The organism is Ferdinandcohnia sp. QZ13, assembly GCF_031324165.1.
Taxonomy (GTDB): Bacteria; Bacillota; Bacilli; order Bacillales; family Bacillaceae_L; genus Ferdinandcohnia.
Window position 1 is genome coordinate 717,047 of sequence record NZ_JAVIVW010000001.1, and the last position, 14,441, is coordinate 731,487.

At 36.8% G+C, this 14,441-nt stretch carries 19 protein-coding genes; 5 read left to right on the forward strand and 14 right to left on the reverse strand.

Translation table 11 applies throughout. The features are described from left to right. Positions 1 to 307 precede the first annotated feature (307 nt). Positions 308 to 781, forward strand: a complete 474-nt coding sequence (locus RGU12_RS03460; protein ID WP_309534817.1) for an N-acetyltransferase — start codon at positions 308 to 310, stop codon at positions 779 to 781. Positions 782 to 849: 68 nt separating this feature from the next. Here RGU12_RS03460 and gerR read toward each other — a convergent pair whose 3' ends face one another. The 4 genes from gerR to RGU12_RS03480 form a co-directional block, all read right to left on the reverse strand. Beyond that, complete coding sequence (gene gerR, locus RGU12_RS03465; RefSeq protein ID WP_309534818.1) at positions 850 to 1,467, reverse strand: sporulation-specific transcriptional regulator GerR; 618 nt, start codon at positions 1,465 to 1,467, stop codon at positions 850 to 852. An 82-nt stretch (positions 1,468 to 1,549) separates the two neighbouring features. Continuing rightward, positions 1,550 to 2,314, reverse strand: coding sequence for an enoyl-CoA hydratase/isomerase family protein (locus tag RGU12_RS03470; RefSeq protein ID WP_309534819.1), 765 nt, complete (start codon positions 2,312 to 2,314; stop codon positions 1,550 to 1,552). Between the two features lie 124 nt (positions 2,315 to 2,438). Continuing rightward, positions 2,439 to 2,612, reverse strand: a complete 174-nt coding sequence (gene rpmF / locus RGU12_RS03475) for a 50S ribosomal protein L32 (protein WP_116350684.1) — start codon at positions 2,610 to 2,612, stop codon at positions 2,439 to 2,441. Positions 2,613 to 2,654: 42 nt separating this feature from the next. Beyond that, positions 2,655 to 3,173, reverse strand: coding sequence for a YceD family protein (locus RGU12_RS03480; RefSeq protein ID WP_116350685.1), 519 nt, complete (start codon positions 3,171 to 3,173; stop codon positions 2,655 to 2,657). A gap of 444 nt (positions 3,174 to 3,617) precedes the next feature. Here RGU12_RS03480 and RGU12_RS03485 point away from each other — a divergent pair, with 444 nt between their 5' ends. After that, positions 3,618 to 4,859, forward strand: coding sequence for a nucleotidyltransferase (locus tag RGU12_RS03485; protein WP_309534820.1), 1,242 nt, complete (start codon positions 3,618 to 3,620; stop codon positions 4,857 to 4,859). A 40-nt stretch (positions 4,860 to 4,899) separates the two neighbouring features. On the opposite strand, the gene RGU12_RS03490 is transcribed toward RGU12_RS03485, so the two are convergent. Next, entirely contained in the window at positions 4,900 to 5,931 is a 1,032-nt protein-coding gene (locus tag RGU12_RS03490; protein ID WP_309534821.1) for a SepM family pheromone-processing serine protease, read from the reverse strand. Next, a complete protein-coding gene (locus RGU12_RS03495) occupies positions 5,912 to 6,718 on the reverse strand; it encodes a patatin-like phospholipase family protein (protein ID WP_309534822.1) in 807 nt (268 codons plus the stop codon). Before RGU12_RS03495 ends, RGU12_RS03490 begins: the two co-directional genes overlap by 20 nt. A gap of 426 nt (positions 6,719 to 7,144) precedes the next feature. Between RGU12_RS03495 and spoVV the strand changes: the two genes are divergently transcribed. Further along, positions 7,145 to 8,371, forward strand: coding sequence for a dipicolinic acid transporter SpoVV (gene spoVV / locus RGU12_RS03500; protein WP_309534823.1), 1,227 nt, complete (start codon positions 7,145 to 7,147; stop codon positions 8,369 to 8,371). Here the strand turns inward: spoVV and coaD are convergent. Both coaD and rsmD read right to left on the reverse strand, forming a co-directional pair. Continuing rightward, entirely contained in the window at positions 8,368 to 8,859 is a 492-nt protein-coding gene (gene coaD, locus RGU12_RS03505; protein WP_116350690.1) for a pantetheine-phosphate adenylyltransferase, read from the reverse strand. The two genes, spoVV and coaD, sit on opposite strands and share 4 nt — an antisense overlap. A gap of 14 nt (positions 8,860 to 8,873) precedes the next feature. Beyond that, positions 8,874 to 9,431: a 16S rRNA (guanine(966)-N(2))-methyltransferase RsmD gene (rsmD, locus tag RGU12_RS03510; RefSeq protein WP_309534824.1), complete on the reverse strand. Its 558-nt coding sequence runs from the start codon at positions 9,429 to 9,431 to the stop codon at positions 8,874 to 8,876. A 398-nt stretch (positions 9,432 to 9,829) separates the two neighbouring features. Here rsmD and RGU12_RS03515 point away from each other — a divergent pair, with 398 nt between their 5' ends. Continuing rightward, positions 9,830 to 10,219, forward strand: a complete 390-nt coding sequence (locus RGU12_RS03515; protein WP_309534825.1) for a DUF7147 family protein — start codon at positions 9,830 to 9,832, stop codon at positions 10,217 to 10,219. A gap of 340 nt (positions 10,220 to 10,559) precedes the next feature. On the opposite strand, the gene RGU12_RS03520 is transcribed toward RGU12_RS03515, so the two are convergent. The 5 genes from RGU12_RS03520 to RGU12_RS03540 all read right to left on the reverse strand — a co-directional run bounded on the left by RGU12_RS03520 (position 10,560) and on the right by RGU12_RS03540 (position 12,637). Further along, positions 10,560 to 10,835, reverse strand: coding sequence for a YlbG family protein (locus RGU12_RS03520; RefSeq protein WP_116350693.1), 276 nt, complete (start codon positions 10,833 to 10,835; stop codon positions 10,560 to 10,562). A 146-nt stretch (positions 10,836 to 10,981) separates the two neighbouring features. Beyond that, positions 10,982 to 11,425 carry a YlbF/YmcA family competence regulator gene (locus RGU12_RS03525; protein WP_309534826.1) on the reverse strand — a complete coding sequence of 148 codons (444 nt, stop codon included), beginning with the start codon at positions 11,423 to 11,425 and terminating at the stop codon, positions 10,982 to 10,984. 75 nt (positions 11,426 to 11,500) lie between these two features. Then, on the reverse strand, positions 11,501 to 11,896 hold the full coding sequence (locus tag RGU12_RS03530; RefSeq protein ID WP_309534827.1) for a hypothetical protein: 396 nt from the start codon (positions 11,894 to 11,896) through the stop codon (positions 11,501 to 11,503). Positions 11,897 to 11,989: 93 nt separating this feature from the next. Continuing rightward, positions 11,990 to 12,229, reverse strand: coding sequence for a YlbE-like family protein (locus tag RGU12_RS03535; protein ID WP_309534828.1), 240 nt, complete (start codon positions 12,227 to 12,229; stop codon positions 11,990 to 11,992). An 18-nt stretch (positions 12,230 to 12,247) separates the two neighbouring features. Continuing rightward, entirely contained in the window at positions 12,248 to 12,637 is a 390-nt protein-coding gene (locus RGU12_RS03540) for a YlbD family protein (RefSeq protein ID WP_309534829.1), read from the reverse strand. A gap of 139 nt (positions 12,638 to 12,776) precedes the next feature. Here RGU12_RS03540 and RGU12_RS03545 point away from each other — a divergent pair, with 139 nt between their 5' ends. Beyond that, positions 12,777 to 13,274 (forward strand): PaaI family thioesterase, encoded by a 498-nt coding sequence (locus tag RGU12_RS03545; protein WP_309534830.1) that lies wholly within the window; start codon positions 12,777 to 12,779, stop codon positions 13,272 to 13,274. Between the two features lie 42 nt (positions 13,275 to 13,316). On the opposite strand, the gene RGU12_RS03550 is transcribed toward RGU12_RS03545, so the two are convergent. Then, positions 13,317 to 14,381 (reverse strand): CAP domain-containing protein, encoded by a 1,065-nt coding sequence (locus RGU12_RS03550; protein WP_309534831.1) that lies wholly within the window; start codon positions 14,379 to 14,381, stop codon positions 13,317 to 13,319. Between the last annotated feature and the right edge of the window lie 60 nt (positions 14,382 to 14,441).

The following is a 14,441-nucleotide window of genomic DNA, read 5'->3' on the forward strand; positions in this document are numbered from 1 at the left end:
TGCTCGAAAAACTTCCTTTGAAAAATCGTGGCATCCGCCGGAGGCTTAACTTTATTCAGGCGGGGTTTGAACACCAACTCAATTGTTTACCCGTATGCTTTCATCCCCTACTTAAAAAATAGAGGACTTCTGCTGAATAAAGTTAAAAGGTGCAATATATAATTTCTACATACATCTACATATTCCTGCACCATATTGAAAACGCTTTCTATATTTTTCTACAGAATTTTTTGTTTTTTTGTTATATAATGAATGTACGATTAAATTAAAACAGTTTTTTATTGTAGAATCGCAAGGGGGATATCAAATGTATACGGCAAAGGTTGAGAAATTATTAGTAAACTATAAAACTCTTGAAGAATTTAAAGCATTTAAGGAATATGGCCTCCAGGAGCTATCCATGCTGGAAGACCTTGAATCAAATATTATTGAAAATGATAGCGTTTCACCTTTTTATGGGATATTCTTTGGCGATAAATTAGTGGCACGTATGAGCCTTTATCGTGTTGATAAAAAATTCAACAAATACTTTGAACCCGCACAGGACTACTTAGAACTGTGGAAGCTTGAAGTTCTTCCTGATTATCAGAAAAAAGGCTTTGGTAAGGCATTAGTGGATTATGCTAAATCCTATAATCTACCGATTAAAACAAATCCACGTGTAAAATCTTCTGAGTTTTGGGAGAAAATGGGTTTTACACCTGCAGCCTATAATATGGAACGTGACCTTGGAGAAAATCCGCTACTTTGGTTTCCGGAAGGTGTACATGAAGTCGACTAACAAATGAGCCTCTGGCTAGATAATAAAAAGAAGAAAACAGCTGAACATCATGTCAGCTGTTTTCTTCTTTATTTTTCTACTCGTTCAAGGTTCCCATTTCTGTCCATTTGAAATTTTACCTTTTTACTTCTTTCATCTTCTTGAAGAACCACCATTTTGCGGGCACGTTCCATAATCTCAATTAATGCTTTATAATCTTCCTCTATTAATTGAATATTATTTTCTAATGTGTTATTTTCTGCCTTCAAGGCTTTCACTTGGTCTTGGAGTTTGCTTATTTGATTGTTCAGGCTCTGATTTTCTTTAACAACGCTTTGAAGCTCTTTTTCTGTTTTTTCGTATTCCTCAAGGAAACGGATGACATCCCTTAGTTGTAGCTCAGGTGATTTGCTAAGTGTAATTTCAGTAGTTTCAGGTTCTGCTTGTTTTTCCTGAAGCTGTTCTCCGTTATTTTGCTTTTTTAATTCTTTACGCTGTTTTTTCGCAAGTTCAATTCCAGATTTATATTGTTTGCGCACATACGAATTCCATCGAAAACCACAGGCAGCTGCAGTACGTGAAAGTGTACGACCTACCTCTTCAAAGGCGCCTAATTGTGTTCCTCCCTCACGGATGTGGCGCAATACTACTTCTGCAAGTAATAAATCCTCATCTTGAGTCCATGCATCTTGACGTGTTGAAGTCATATCTTTCCCTCCTATACTTTTTTACTTATACATATGCATGTAGTAGAAAAGATAGACTACTCTCACTCTAGTAAGAAAATAATTATTCTTTACGCATGATTTTTCGAACGGCCTCAAGATGTTCGTCCGTTACCCACAAGGCTGAACATTCCTCAATTTCTTCAAGCATTCTCTCCTTTAAACCTGTAGCCAACCATTTTCTAATCACTACCTTTTTGTATGCTTTTACAACTTTAGTAGTATGCAAGAATTCATTAGCTATAATTTCTTCACAATTCCTCTTCAGATCGTCGTCTGATAGGACATGTTGAATAAACCCAATCTCTTTTCCGTCTTCAGCAGAATTTATGTCTCCAGTCATAAGAAGGTGATATGCTTTATCAATAGATATTCTTTCTAGTAGGAGCGATGCACCACCCCACCCTGTGGTAATTCCTTGTTTTCCTTGAACAAAACCAAATCTACTTCCACGGGATGCTAGTCTATAATCACAGGCGGTTGCAAGCTCACATCCCCCACCAATTGCTAGTCCATTCAATAGAGCAATCGTCGGTTTGGATAATGTTGCAAGTTTGTATAGGATCATCCCCATTTTACTAAGCATTTTGTATGCTTCTTCAACCGTTTGAAGGTTTTGAAATACCGATAAATCCCCACCTGAACAAAATGCTTTTTGCCCAGCTCCTGTTATGACGAAAACACGATCATCCTCGTTCTTTTCAACCTCTGTAATCGTTTGTAAAAGTCCATCCATTACATCATAATCAATTGCGTTCCATTTCTCGGGTCGATTGATCGTAAACCATACAATCCCCTGTGTATCACGGTTAACTATGTATTTATTCATCATTTTCCCCTTTATCCCTTTTACTCTAATTGTACTGGTATTAAACAGGGACTCGCAACTTAGACAAATTAAAAAGCGTATGAATAACAATGTTATTCATACGCTTTTAACTTGTTAACAAAGATTATTTGCTAACAACTTCTTTTCCTTTGTAAGTACCGCATTCTTTACATACGCGGTGTGCTAATTTCATTTCACCACAGTTTGGGCAAGCCACCATACCTGGCACTTGTAATTTGAAATGTGTACGACGTAATCTTTTTCTTGTCTTAGATGTTCTTCTAAAAGGTACAGCCATTATTCCCACCTCCTTAAAAAAATGAATAGATAAAGATGGATTTTATTCGTCTTCAAAGAATTTTGCTAGTCCTGCCAATCGCGGATCAATCTTGTTCTTTTTGTCATCTTCGCTGATAACTTCCCAATCTTGTCCTGATTGTGGCGCAGCATCTTCTGAGTTCGAATCATCACAAAAAATCTGCATCGGAATTTCAAGTAAAATATTTTCCTTGATAATCGGAAGTAAATCAATTACTTCGCCTCGAATTTGATGAACATCCTCGTCCGACTCTAAGTCATAAACAGATGTATCTTTAAGTAGAAACGTTTCAGTTGTTCGGATCTCGAATGGAAATTTTACATCAACCAATGTTCGAGAACAAGGCAGAATCATTGATCCTGAAATTGTTATATGAAAGCTCGCTTTTGTAGAACTAAGATCAGCACGACCGGTTATTTGCACCGGAGAAATGTCTCGTATCGATTTTTCGAGCTCCATTATGTCCTTTACATCAACAGTTTCATCAATCGTTAGGCCTTTATGAGCCAACTGATTTAATTGATTAATTGTCCATTTCAATTGAAATCACCTCGAAGCGCAACAAAGGTAATTATAGCTTTGCAGATTACATTTGTCAATATTTTTTCTTTACACTATACTTGATGTGTAGATACTTTTCTACTATATCAGCTTTTCCATTAAAGTGAAACTTCAATCAGTGGTTTTTTTGAAATAAAAGACGTGCTAGTAAGACTTTGCAAAAGAACGTCGCGATTTTATATCGCTAATTCCCACCGATTGTTAGTTGAGACCCACATGATGTGGGTCTCAAAGACGTTGCTACAGGTCGTGGCGTTTTTAGTGTTTGTTCATTTAATTGGACTTTTACGGGCAGTTGTCGTCATCTAACTAATTTTTTAATTTATATTAACGTTTAAATGTGGGGGCTTACTGCCCGTTAATGCGGGAAAAAATGATATTTAAAAGTAAGATTTTAATAATAAAGGATGAATAGGTGAAATAATGAAGGCTGTTGGTGTAATTGTTGAATATAATCCTTTCCATAATGGACATAAGTACCATCTTGATGAAACAAAGAGGAAGACAAACCCTGACTGTACAATTGCCGTGATGAGTGGAAATTTTCTACAACGTGGCGAACCTGCCTTAGTATCGAAATGGGCAAGAACGAAAATGGCATTGGAAGCTGGCATCGATATCGTCATTGAATTACCATATGCATTTGCGACTCAAAAAGCAGAAAACTTTGCAAACGGGGCGATATCACTTTTGAGTGCTCTTCATTGTGAAGAAGTTTGCTTCGGTAGTGAAAATGGATCAATCGATGACTTTCAGTCTACTGTTGAATTTATGAAAAGTAATCAACACTCATATGATCACACCGCCCGGCAGTACTTGAAAGAAGGATATAGCTACCCAAAAGCAGCATCCCTTGCTTATTCTTCACTTACCAATCATGATACATATGTTGATTTATCAAAACCAAATAATATTTTGGGCTATCATTACGTTAAAGCCATCCATGACCAAAATAGTTCATTAAAGGCAGAAACCATTATGCGGACATCTGCTGGCTACCATGATGAGACATTTTCACACGAATCAATTGCTAGTGCAACCAGCATTCGCAAAACATTATTTTCTGCTAAAAAAAACATCGAGGAAATTCAAAACTATCTACCCGTGTCCACTTCCAAATGGCTTTCAGCTTATTTCGAGGAGTATCAGCTTTTCCATCGGTGGGAGGATTATTTTACTTTATTAAAATACAAGCTACTGACATCTACACCATCTGAATTGGCAACTATTTATGAGGCTGAAGAAGGAATTGAAAATAGACTACTCACTTATATTTCAGAATCAACTTCCTTCAAAGACTTTATGGAAAAAATTAAAACAAAACGCTATACATGGACTAGATTACAAAGATTATGTGTACATATCTTAACAAATACAACAAAAGAACAACTAAAAAAGATCAATGAAAACCCGGTTGCAACCTATATTCGCTTACTTGGGATGTCCCAAAAAGGACAGAGCTTTTTAAATTATGTCAAGAAGGATGTTGAATTACCCATTCTCTCAAAGGCGACGGGCTTTTCTGATGACCTTTTTACACTCGACCAGAAGGCTGCTCAAACGTATGTAGCTATTTTCCCTGAACCTCTTCGCACCCAACTTCTACGACAAGAATACGCCAAACCACCGATTCGATTTAATGAAGAACAACAAGAATACCTATAAAAAGTAAACAGTCGCACCAATTGGTAGCGACTGTTTTTCATTATTTATTCTTATCAAGATTCTCTAAATAGTGGAGCGCGTCTTCAAATGTATCAACAGGTACAATTTTCATATCACTCTTGATATCCTTCGCCGTCGCTAAGGCTTGGCGATAATCTGAATCTGCTGCCCCATTTTCATTTGGTGCAAAGAAAATATCCACATCAGAATTGTTGGCAGCTACTATTTTTTGACCAATTCCACCGATTGGACCAACTTGTCCATCGATATTAATTGTTCCTGTACCTGCAATCCGCAATCCGTGAGTTAAATCCTTTTCAGTTAATTGATTATAGATTTCAAGGGTAAACATAAGTCCAGCAGAAGGACCTCCAATTTTTTTGGTATTTATTTCAATCTTCGGGTCGGTCACCACTTCAATATCTGTAATTAATTCAATTCCAATTCCAATTTTGTCAGGATTATTTGGAAAAGGTGCAAGTGGAACAGAAACAGTTTTCTCTTCACCATTTCGTTCGACGGAGATTTTAATGATTTCATTTTCTTTTTTTCCGGCTACATACTCCATAAATTCTGTATGTTCTTCGATTTGGTGACCATCCACCTCAAAAATTCGATCACCTGCTTTTAGTTCTTTTTCCGCAGGCATTCCTTCAACGATTCCCATTATGTAAATTCCATTGTTTTTAACCGTTACAGGCTTGTTTGCATGCTGATAAGCAACAGTGATCGCTGATTCCTGTGAGTCCTCCATATAAAAAAGTTGTCGATTGGTATATTCCTCATCACTTTCATTGTCACGTCTTACATGATTAATCGGTAAAATTTCATGATACTTTTGTAACTTCGCCAATCCATAACTAAAAATATTTGCTTGCCCCATGCGAATCGTCGTTAACATGAATTCACCTTCATCTTGATAGCCGTTTTCCACTTCAATAATTGGAGCAAGCTCTGTTGCCATTCCAGGCTTAGTCACGTAATATGGGAGTTGGATAAAGGTGCCTAGAATCGCTAGCACCACCCCAACTGCAAGAGCTTTTAAATAAGCCTTATTTCTCTTTTTCTTCATTCAACAAAGACTCCTTCCACTTTGCGATTGCCGCTTGGATTGCGGGAAGATGTTTTCTTGTTTCTTCTTCCCCAGCTAGGATAATGTCCTCAATATTTGTGAAAGCACGTGCACTATAATGTCCAACATGTGGCCGGATCATAATATCAGAAGAAAATTCTCCATACTTCACAAGCTCCTTTTGCATAATATCAATACTTTGCAAAATCACATCAAAAATTGAAGAAACCTCTTCATTTATTTTAACATGTGAGACGTCAACCGCAATAACTATATCAGCTCCTATATCTTTTGCCACGGAAATAGGAACCCGATCAATTACACCACCATCTACCAGAATTCGACCATCTATCTTTTCAGGTACAAAAATTCCGGGGATAGCAATACTTGCTCGAACTGCATCTGCGACAGGTCCATCTCGAAACACTACTTTTTCACCAGTTAATAAATCAGTTGCAACAATACCAATGGGAATATCTAGTTGCTCAATGTTTTTCCCATGGGTAAAGACACGAATTAATTCCTTTACTCTTTTTCCTGCAATAAACCCCATCTTCGGTACAGTGAAATCCAAATAATACTTCCGCTTAAAAGCAAGTGCAAGCTTATATAGACGATCGATATCTAAACCCGCTCCATAAAAACTTGCGACCAATGCACCCATGCTTGCTCCTGCAATAAGATGGATTGGAATTTTATTTTCTAATAGTACTTTGATTACACCTAAATGGGCGAATCCTCTTGCTCCACCGGACCCAAGTGCCAATCCAATTATAGGCTTGTTCATCAGAATCATCCCCTGAGTTAATTTCATTTAATTTTCCCCGCATTAACTGGCAGTACTGCCCTCACATCACAACTTTTAGGAAACCAATAAAGCAAAGTACAAGTGAGGTCAACTGCCAGTAAAAGCCGGATTGTTCAACTAACATTCAGTAAGGGGTAAATACTCCCCTCACTGAATGAAGTTTCACGTTATATCATTATATGAAAAAAGAATTGAAAACTTGTACATTCTTTTTGGTCTAAACATGCCACCCATCTACGTATATTTAAATAGATGTACAAACCATACGTTTGTTTCTTGCATTTTTTTCACTTATTTTAATGACATTCTAGAAAACAATAGAGGATTGTGAAAATTGTGGGCTCTCTTATTCTATCACTCAGATGATCTCACTATAAAAAGAAGACTTCAGTAGGAGGAGTACCATTGATACGTTCTAGATTTAAAACTGTAACAATTGCAGCAGGAATTTCATTATTAACAATTGCCCTTATTTATTTTCCAAAGGAATCATTGGAGGCTTCTAGGGTTGGTTTGGAAATGTGGTGGAAGATTGTATTTCCTTCCTTACTCCCTTTCTTAATCTTATCAGAGTTATTAATTGGTTTTGGGATTGTTAAATTCATCGGTGTTTTATTTGAACCATTAATGAGACCCCTATTTCGAGTGCCAGGTGTGGGTGGATTTGCATGGGCCATGGGTATGGCTTCAGGATTTCCAGCAGGTGCAAAATTGGCTGCACGACTTAGGCAAGAGAAACAGATTACGAGGATTGAAGCAGAAAGGCTTGTTTCCTTCGCAAATGCTTCAAATCCCCTATTTATATTTGCCGCTATTTCTGTCGGCTTTTTTGAAAATCCACAGTTAGGGATCTTACTTGCAGTCAGCCATTATGTTGGGAATTTTTGTGTAGGTTTAATCATGAGATTCCATGGTAAAAAAGGGGATGAACAAACACCTAAAGATGAAGAAAAGAAAAGTATCATTGTAAAAGCCTTACAGGAGCTTCACCGAACTAGACTAAAGGAAAAAAGACCATTTGGTCAATTATTAGGTGACGCGGTTACTACCTCGATTCATACATTGTTAATGATAGGAGGATTTATTATTCTTTTTTCTGTTTTTAATAAGCTCCTTTCATTGATTAATGTGATTGCATTAGTTGGGGCTGGACTATCCATCCTATTAAAACTCTTTCAGCTACCTTCCGAGCTTAGCATCCCACTTATTTCTGGAATTTTTGAAATAACGACTGGTTCAATGATGACGAGTCAATTGGAACATATTGACTTACTTCCAAAAGTAATTACCGTAAGTTTTATCCTAGGATTTTGTGGACTTTCTGTTCAAGCACAGGTTGCAAGCATTTTAGCAGAAACGGATGTTAGGTTTAAACCCTTTTTTATTGCGCGAATAATGCACGGGTTTATAGCAAGTGTCATCACATTTCTATTATGGAATCCACTTTATGCAAAAAATGCTGGTTCAGAGGAAACACTCGGCGTCTTCTCTCCATTCGTTTCGGAACAAACTACCGATTGGGTCGAAACGTTATGGAACGGGTTATTGACGTACGGGCCACTCTTTACAATTATTTCGTTGCTAGGTTATATTGTTATATACTCAAGCAAAATGAAAAGCCCTCGCATTTAATTTGCAGGGCTTTTGAATTTCTCCTTAAGCGCCAATTCAACTGGCTTTGGTACAAGCTCGGAAATCTCACCATGATATTTGGCAGCTTCCTTTACAATGCTTGAGCTTAAGAACGAATATTGATTATTTGTCATCATAAAAAAAGTTTCAATTTCTTCATTTAAAATACGATTCATTGATGTAATTTGCATTTCATACTCAAAATCTGAAACAGCACGAAGGCCTCGTAAAATTGCATTCGCATTCTTCTGGCTCGCATAGTCCATCAATAGGCCAGAAAAGGACTCAACTTCAATATTATGTAAATCTTTCGTGCTTTCCTGTAAAAGTTGGATTCGTTCTTCTACAGTGAACAATGGCTGTTTTGAAGAATTATTTAATACACACACATACATTTTATCAAACACTTTTGCTCCTCTTTTGATAATATCGAGGTGCCCATTTGTTACTGGATCAAAACTCCCTGGGCAGACGGCAATTCTAGTCATTTTGTTTCCCCTTTCTATTCTTCTTCATGTCTATATATAGATACCCCAATGATTCCATACACTTCATGACGAACTAAACGAAGGTTACCAATGGATGACTCTAACGAAACATCCGATCCATGTTCTGCAACAATATAACCGTGTTTCGTTAACAACTGATGTTTGCTTATTTCTTCGATTAACTCAATTAATTTTTGTTGTTTATATGGTGGGTCTAAAAGGATTAAATCAAATTTGATATCCCTTTTTACAATAGCCTTTAATGCTCGAAACGCTTCGTTTCGATATACTTCTGCATGTTCAACAAGTCGACATGTTTCTAAATTTCCTTTAATCGTTTGAATTGCTTTTTGATCACGGTCAACAAAGATAACCTTATCAATTCCACGGCTTAAAGCCTCAATTCCAAGTCCTCCACTTCCTCCAAATAAATCAAGTCCATTCCCTCCATCAAAATATGGACCGATAATATTAAAGATGGCTTCTTTCACTTTGTCTGTTGTTGGTCTAGTAGACATCCCTGTTACCGCTTTCAAGTGAATACCTTTCTTCGACCCGGATACGACTCTCACTGCTATCACCACTGTCTATGTAAATTGAATAAGATTATCCTACCATAAACGTAAACGTTTGTTAATGAAATACGAAAAATTCTAGGTCTTATGTTTATCAAAAATTTTTCTCGGATAATAAAAATATGTCAGATGATGTATACACAATTTTCAATTGGTCATAATTAGTAATAACAACATCATTCGAGGATGTTGTTGCCAACCGCGGAGAAGACTTACGTTTCCCCATAAGTTCTTCCTCCGGTTTCTCCTCTCCCTTTGCCTTCTTCCATGTGAACGGTAAGAAAACATGGAATGGAAGGACCCTGCAGGTAGACTTGCAGGGTTTTTTTGTTTTTATTTGTTACCTATTCGTGTTAAAGTAGACATGGAAAATATGAATTTAAGGGGAATTTAGGATGATACAACGTTTTATTGAGATTGGTGAAGGATTTTCTGATATTTATGAACTCGTTGAGCTTGTAAGAGGAAATAGACACAGAGTTTCAAAGCTATTTGCATTTCATACAACGATTCAGGATAAACAGGTTAGCTCATTGGCAGCTGCATTTCAACCGACGAATCCTGGGGATTTTCAAGCAATCTATATTTGTAGAGAAGGCATTCCTAATCCAAATATGAAACCAAATCAACGTTACACGCTATTTGCAGAGGTAGCGAAAGAACTTGATTTGCAAATCATCACACTTGATGTAAAGCCTTCTACGATGTTTCATGAAAAAGAGCTCTATTATCAGCATTTAATCGGAATTTTACGAATGAATCGTTACATTCCGCCAATGAAATAAGGAACAAAAGCAGAAGCGCCTTGGGTTGAACGTCCACTAAATACTGCTATGTCCTGTTGTAAACGTAGACGGCAGCACATCCTCGTAAATGCTATGCATTTTCTTCGGGCGATGATTATGCTCTCGAAGTTTTCCTTGTCCAGGGCAAGTCCGACAAGCATAAGAGCGCTGACAGAAGGCGCTTCCTGCCTTTCGAAGCGATTGGCTAGACCAGAGTGGGGCTAGGCGCTGGAGTTGGACTTGTAATCACCCAATAAAGGTTATCCACAATGATAAATTTTATAATTTCCTAGACCACAAAAAAAGCTTATCAAAAGCAAGATGCCTTTGATAAGCTTTTTTATAAACCAATTTTATAGTCGTATTCCTTTGCACGATCTGGTTTTTTATTCTCAAATTCAATCTTTAAAAATGGTTTATAGGACGGCTCTACCTTTTTTACAAAGGCAAGAGCGTTTAATTTTTCTACGATTGAATCCGTATTTTCCATATCGTTATATAGGACTACGTATTTAAGTCGTTTTGATACATAATGAATATTGCCAAATTTACGCAGCATTTTGGAATGTTTGAGCGAATGTAGCCAAACGATAATTCCTTGGCGTTGTCCAATCATCGTGTTTTCTCCTTATTTCAATAGATTACATTAGATTATTAAATAGTGTAGCATAACAAGTTAAAATTTTACAATATGAAATAAAGTAGAAAACTTACCTTTTTCTGAAAATAACATGATCATCAGCTATTCCTTTTGGAATAGCATCACTTACAACCGCAAGCCCCACCACTTCCACAGCCACCACCGCAGCTCGAAATGGAATCAAAATAAGGATTCCCCGTTGGGACTTTAATATACTTTGATACAGCTCCACCTAGTAGCACACTAATTTCATCAAGGACCTTTTGTAAATTATCCTCTGCTGTTTTAAAATTAGCAATAGATTCGTGAAGATCGAGTTTTCTTTTTAGTTCCCTCGTCTCTTTTGAAACGGTTCGAAAATCAGGATGGTATTTCCCAAATCGTTGAACCTCTTCATATTTTTCCTTCATCCTCTGAAAATCAGCAATTAACTTTTGTGCTTCTCGATCTTGTTGTAACATATATATACAGCTTCGGTATTCCTCTGCTAGTTCTGAATGTAGAATCATTGATGAAATTTCTTGAGCCTCGTCAAGAATTTCAATTTTTTCAATTGTAGCAATCAAAATTAACACCTCCACAATCACTATACCACGAATTTTTACGAATCGCATCTCTGTGATAACACATGCTAATAAAAGTTAATGTATTTGAACATGTATCGTATGCTCAAGAGGATATGTAGTTAAGTCATTATGTACAACTTGAATCGCTAAAGTATGTTCTCCTCTAGTCAGTCCTTTAATAATAAAGGCTGCTGTCGATATTTTTTCTACTCTCTTCCCATCAATAATGACATTCAGATGACCCTCTCCATCCCTTTTCTGACCACCACTTTGTTTGAATGTAAAATTCGGAATCAAGCATTCTAGATATACATCATTCCCTCTAACCTGATGTTTGACTTGAAAGGTTCGCTCAATTTCTAACTCACTTGTTTCGCTAAAATAGGTAGGGTGAATATTATCGGCTACAGCTTTTTCATTTATCTGAATCGGCGAGCATAGAAAAGAATAAAGCAAAATATACATGTACATATTCTCCAACTCCTTTTTTCCTAGTTTTTCCTTTTACTATTCAAATATCCTTGAACATTAAAAGAAGGAGCCCTACTAAAGGTGGCTCCTTGCTTAATCACTTTGTCGCATCCCTTGATACATCTGTAGCATAAATGAGGCCATCTCTAAGGACTGGTTTATTTTTTGAACTTTATGTGGAATGGTTTGTTTGAAATAAGCCTTTGCCTCATTTTCCATCACTTGAAAATCTCTTGGATTTCTCGTTAATTTACGGTACCAAACTGGATTTTGACGGACAAACGCGTGTAAATGTTTTTTTGAATTGATGTATTCATATGTGTCTTGTCGCATCCTAAACTCCCTTCTCACCTAATCTTTGCGAAAAGCAAAAGGATGATGATGCTTTTGGGTAGTGTTCAGTTGCTGTTGATTTTCGTTGCCACGAAACTGGTGAATAACGGCTTGAATGGTTGAAATTGCTTCCCCTACATTTGTGATTGTCTCCTGGAGATTATCCATATCTGCATTTTTAATAGTTGAAAAAATTTTACCAATAAAATCGCCTTTTCCACTTTCTTCTTTTTTACTATCTTTATCTTTAAACTTATTCCACTTCTCATCTTCCTCACCGAGTATATACCAGTCTTCGTATACTTCCTGCCATTTAAGTGTTCCTTTTCTCACTTCCTGTACAAGTAAAGGATGTTTTTTGACGAAGGCTTTAAATTCCTGAACGGATGGATGAAGCTTTCTCCCCAATTAAATCACCTCGATATTCATACAATTGCCTACTATAGTTTATCTTTATTAAATTGAATGGTTCGCCCAAATTGCCAAAACGATAGGTAAATTGATAAAATGAGAATAATAAAAATATTATGGATTTGAGGTAATGTTAATGGAAGATCGGATTCTACATAAATTACAAACATTTTTTCTAGAAGCAGATGAAAAAGAAAAACAAGCAATGGAACATGTAATCGATGCGGTGATTCGTAAACAAACAAAGGAAAACGGTTCGTATATCGGCGCTTTATTACAGACAAATCGACGTGTTATTGATGACGAAACCTATGAAGTTATCATTCCAAATACGGAACTTATTCATAATTCATTAAAAATTGTCCATGGTGGAATCACTGCCACTTTACTTGATTCTGCAATGGGCTCAATTGTACATCATGTCATCCCTCAGGAAAAAGCTGCTGTAACAACCGAGATGAAAATAAATTATGTGGCACCAGGGATTGGAAAAGAATTACGCTGTGTTGCAAAAATGATTCATAAAGGAACAAAAATATGTGTGACCGAGGGAAAAGTATACCGCGATGACGGAAGATTAATCGCACATGCAACTGGAAGTTTCTTCATTATTGACAGACCGATAAAAAAATAACGCGATATAAAAAACCAGTAAGCAAAACCATGTCAGGTTCGCTTACTGGTCTTCTTCATCCCAGGCTTGAATAAAGTTTTGAGTGTAGTATTTTTCGTACACCCCTACTCCCAGGTAATTGTATTCTTCGTTTAATAGGGTTTCTCGATGACCTTCGCTATTTAGCCAGCCTTCTACAGCAGCAATTCCGTCCACATATTTTGCTGCAATATTTTCTCCTGCCAATTGATAACTTATCTCTCCATCCGCAAGTCTGTCTGCAAGACCACCTTTTGTTGGGGAAATATGGTCAAAATATTGATTGACTCGCATATCTTTACTATGTAAATACGCAACATCTGCTAATTGTTCGTCGCTTTTTAATGGTTGTATTCCATGTCTTAAACGGATGACATTTGTAATATCAAGGATTTGGGCTTTAGTGCCCTGTTCAATTTCTTGCCACTTTTCCGGGATGACCTCTTTAGCTGAAAGTAATTCTCCTCGGTAGGCTAATTCATAGGGTCGAAGTTTGATTAAAGTTCTCCCGTCTAAAAAACGAATACTTGATATTTTGTCCGTAAATGTATCCACGTATAGTTGAATATAGACATTTCCCATCGCAATTAATGGTCTTGCGTTCAATTCATTATCTGTTAACTCAAACCGATAAGGATTCTTATCAACGTTTAATGAAATTTTAGGCTTAATTAAACCTTTTGAACGGATTTCCTCTACCGGTTGTCCAATTGCAAAGGGTTCAACCAGAACATCATCGCCCGTTCCATATACCGTGACAACTCTCCCATTTTCAATTCCCACCTGGATATAATTTTGAGGATTTGTATTATACACCCACCAGTCATAGTCATAGGAAGAGCGATCAATTCGTTGGGGTTCCCCTAATTTTTCTTTGATCTGCGTACTATCCATTCCAATGAACGAGATCAGGCCATTATATTGGTGAATTTCTTTTTGAAGAGGAATATTTTGTTTGGTTGTGCTCGAATGTTTTAATTTGGTTGCTGTATGTTCAACACCATTCACGAGTTCTGTTCTTCCGTGATTAATAGAAATATAATAAAAGCTAGAGACCAATAGTAAGATGGTTACTGCAATCCTTGCCAATTTCAGACTAACCACTTCCTAACATTAATGGTATTTCTACTATGTATATTTAAATTTTGC

Coding starts and splice junctions, on each gene's coding strand:
- RGU12_RS03470 (WP_309534819.1), bottom strand. CDS start 2,314: ATGAATAAATACATAGTTAACCGTGATACACAGGGGATTGTATGGTTT.
- RGU12_RS03520 (WP_116350693.1), bottom strand. CDS start 10,835: ATGATTGGACAACGCCAAGGAATTATCGTTTGGCTACATTCGCTCAAA.
- RGU12_RS03535 (WP_309534828.1), bottom strand. CDS start 12,229: ATGCGACAAGACACATATGAATACATCAATTCAAAAAAACATTTACAC.
- RGU12_RS03545 (WP_309534830.1), top strand. CDS start 12,777: ATGGAAGATCGGATTCTACATAAATTACAAACATTTTTTCTAGAAGCA.
- RGU12_RS03495 (WP_309534822.1), bottom strand. CDS start 6,718: ATGAACAAGCCTATAATTGGATTGGCACTTGGGTCCGGTGGAGCAAGA.
- RGU12_RS03515 (WP_309534825.1), top strand. CDS start 9,830: ATGATACAACGTTTTATTGAGATTGGTGAAGGATTTTCTGATATTTAT.
- coaD (WP_116350690.1), bottom strand. CDS start 8,859: ATGACTAGAATTGCCGTCTGCCCAGGGAGTTTTGATCCAGTAACAAAT.
- RGU12_RS03485 (WP_309534820.1), top strand. CDS start 3,618: ATGAAGGCTGTTGGTGTAATTGTTGAATATAATCCTTTCCATAATGGA.
- gerR (WP_309534818.1), bottom strand. CDS start 1,467: ATGACTTCAACACGTCAAGATGCATGGACTCAAGATGAGGATTTATTA.
- RGU12_RS03530 (WP_309534827.1), bottom strand. CDS start 11,896: ATGTACATGTATATTTTGCTTTATTCTTTTCTATGCTCGCCGATTCAG.
- RGU12_RS03490 (WP_309534821.1), bottom strand. CDS start 5,931: ATGAAGAAAAAGAGAAATAAGGCTTATTTAAAAGCTCTTGCAGTTGGG.
- RGU12_RS03460 (WP_309534817.1), top strand. CDS start 308: ATGTATACGGCAAAGGTTGAGAAATTATTAGTAAACTATAAAACTCTT.
- rpmF (WP_116350684.1), bottom strand. CDS start 2,612: ATGGCTGTACCTTTTAGAAGAACATCTAAGACAAGAAAAAGATTACGT.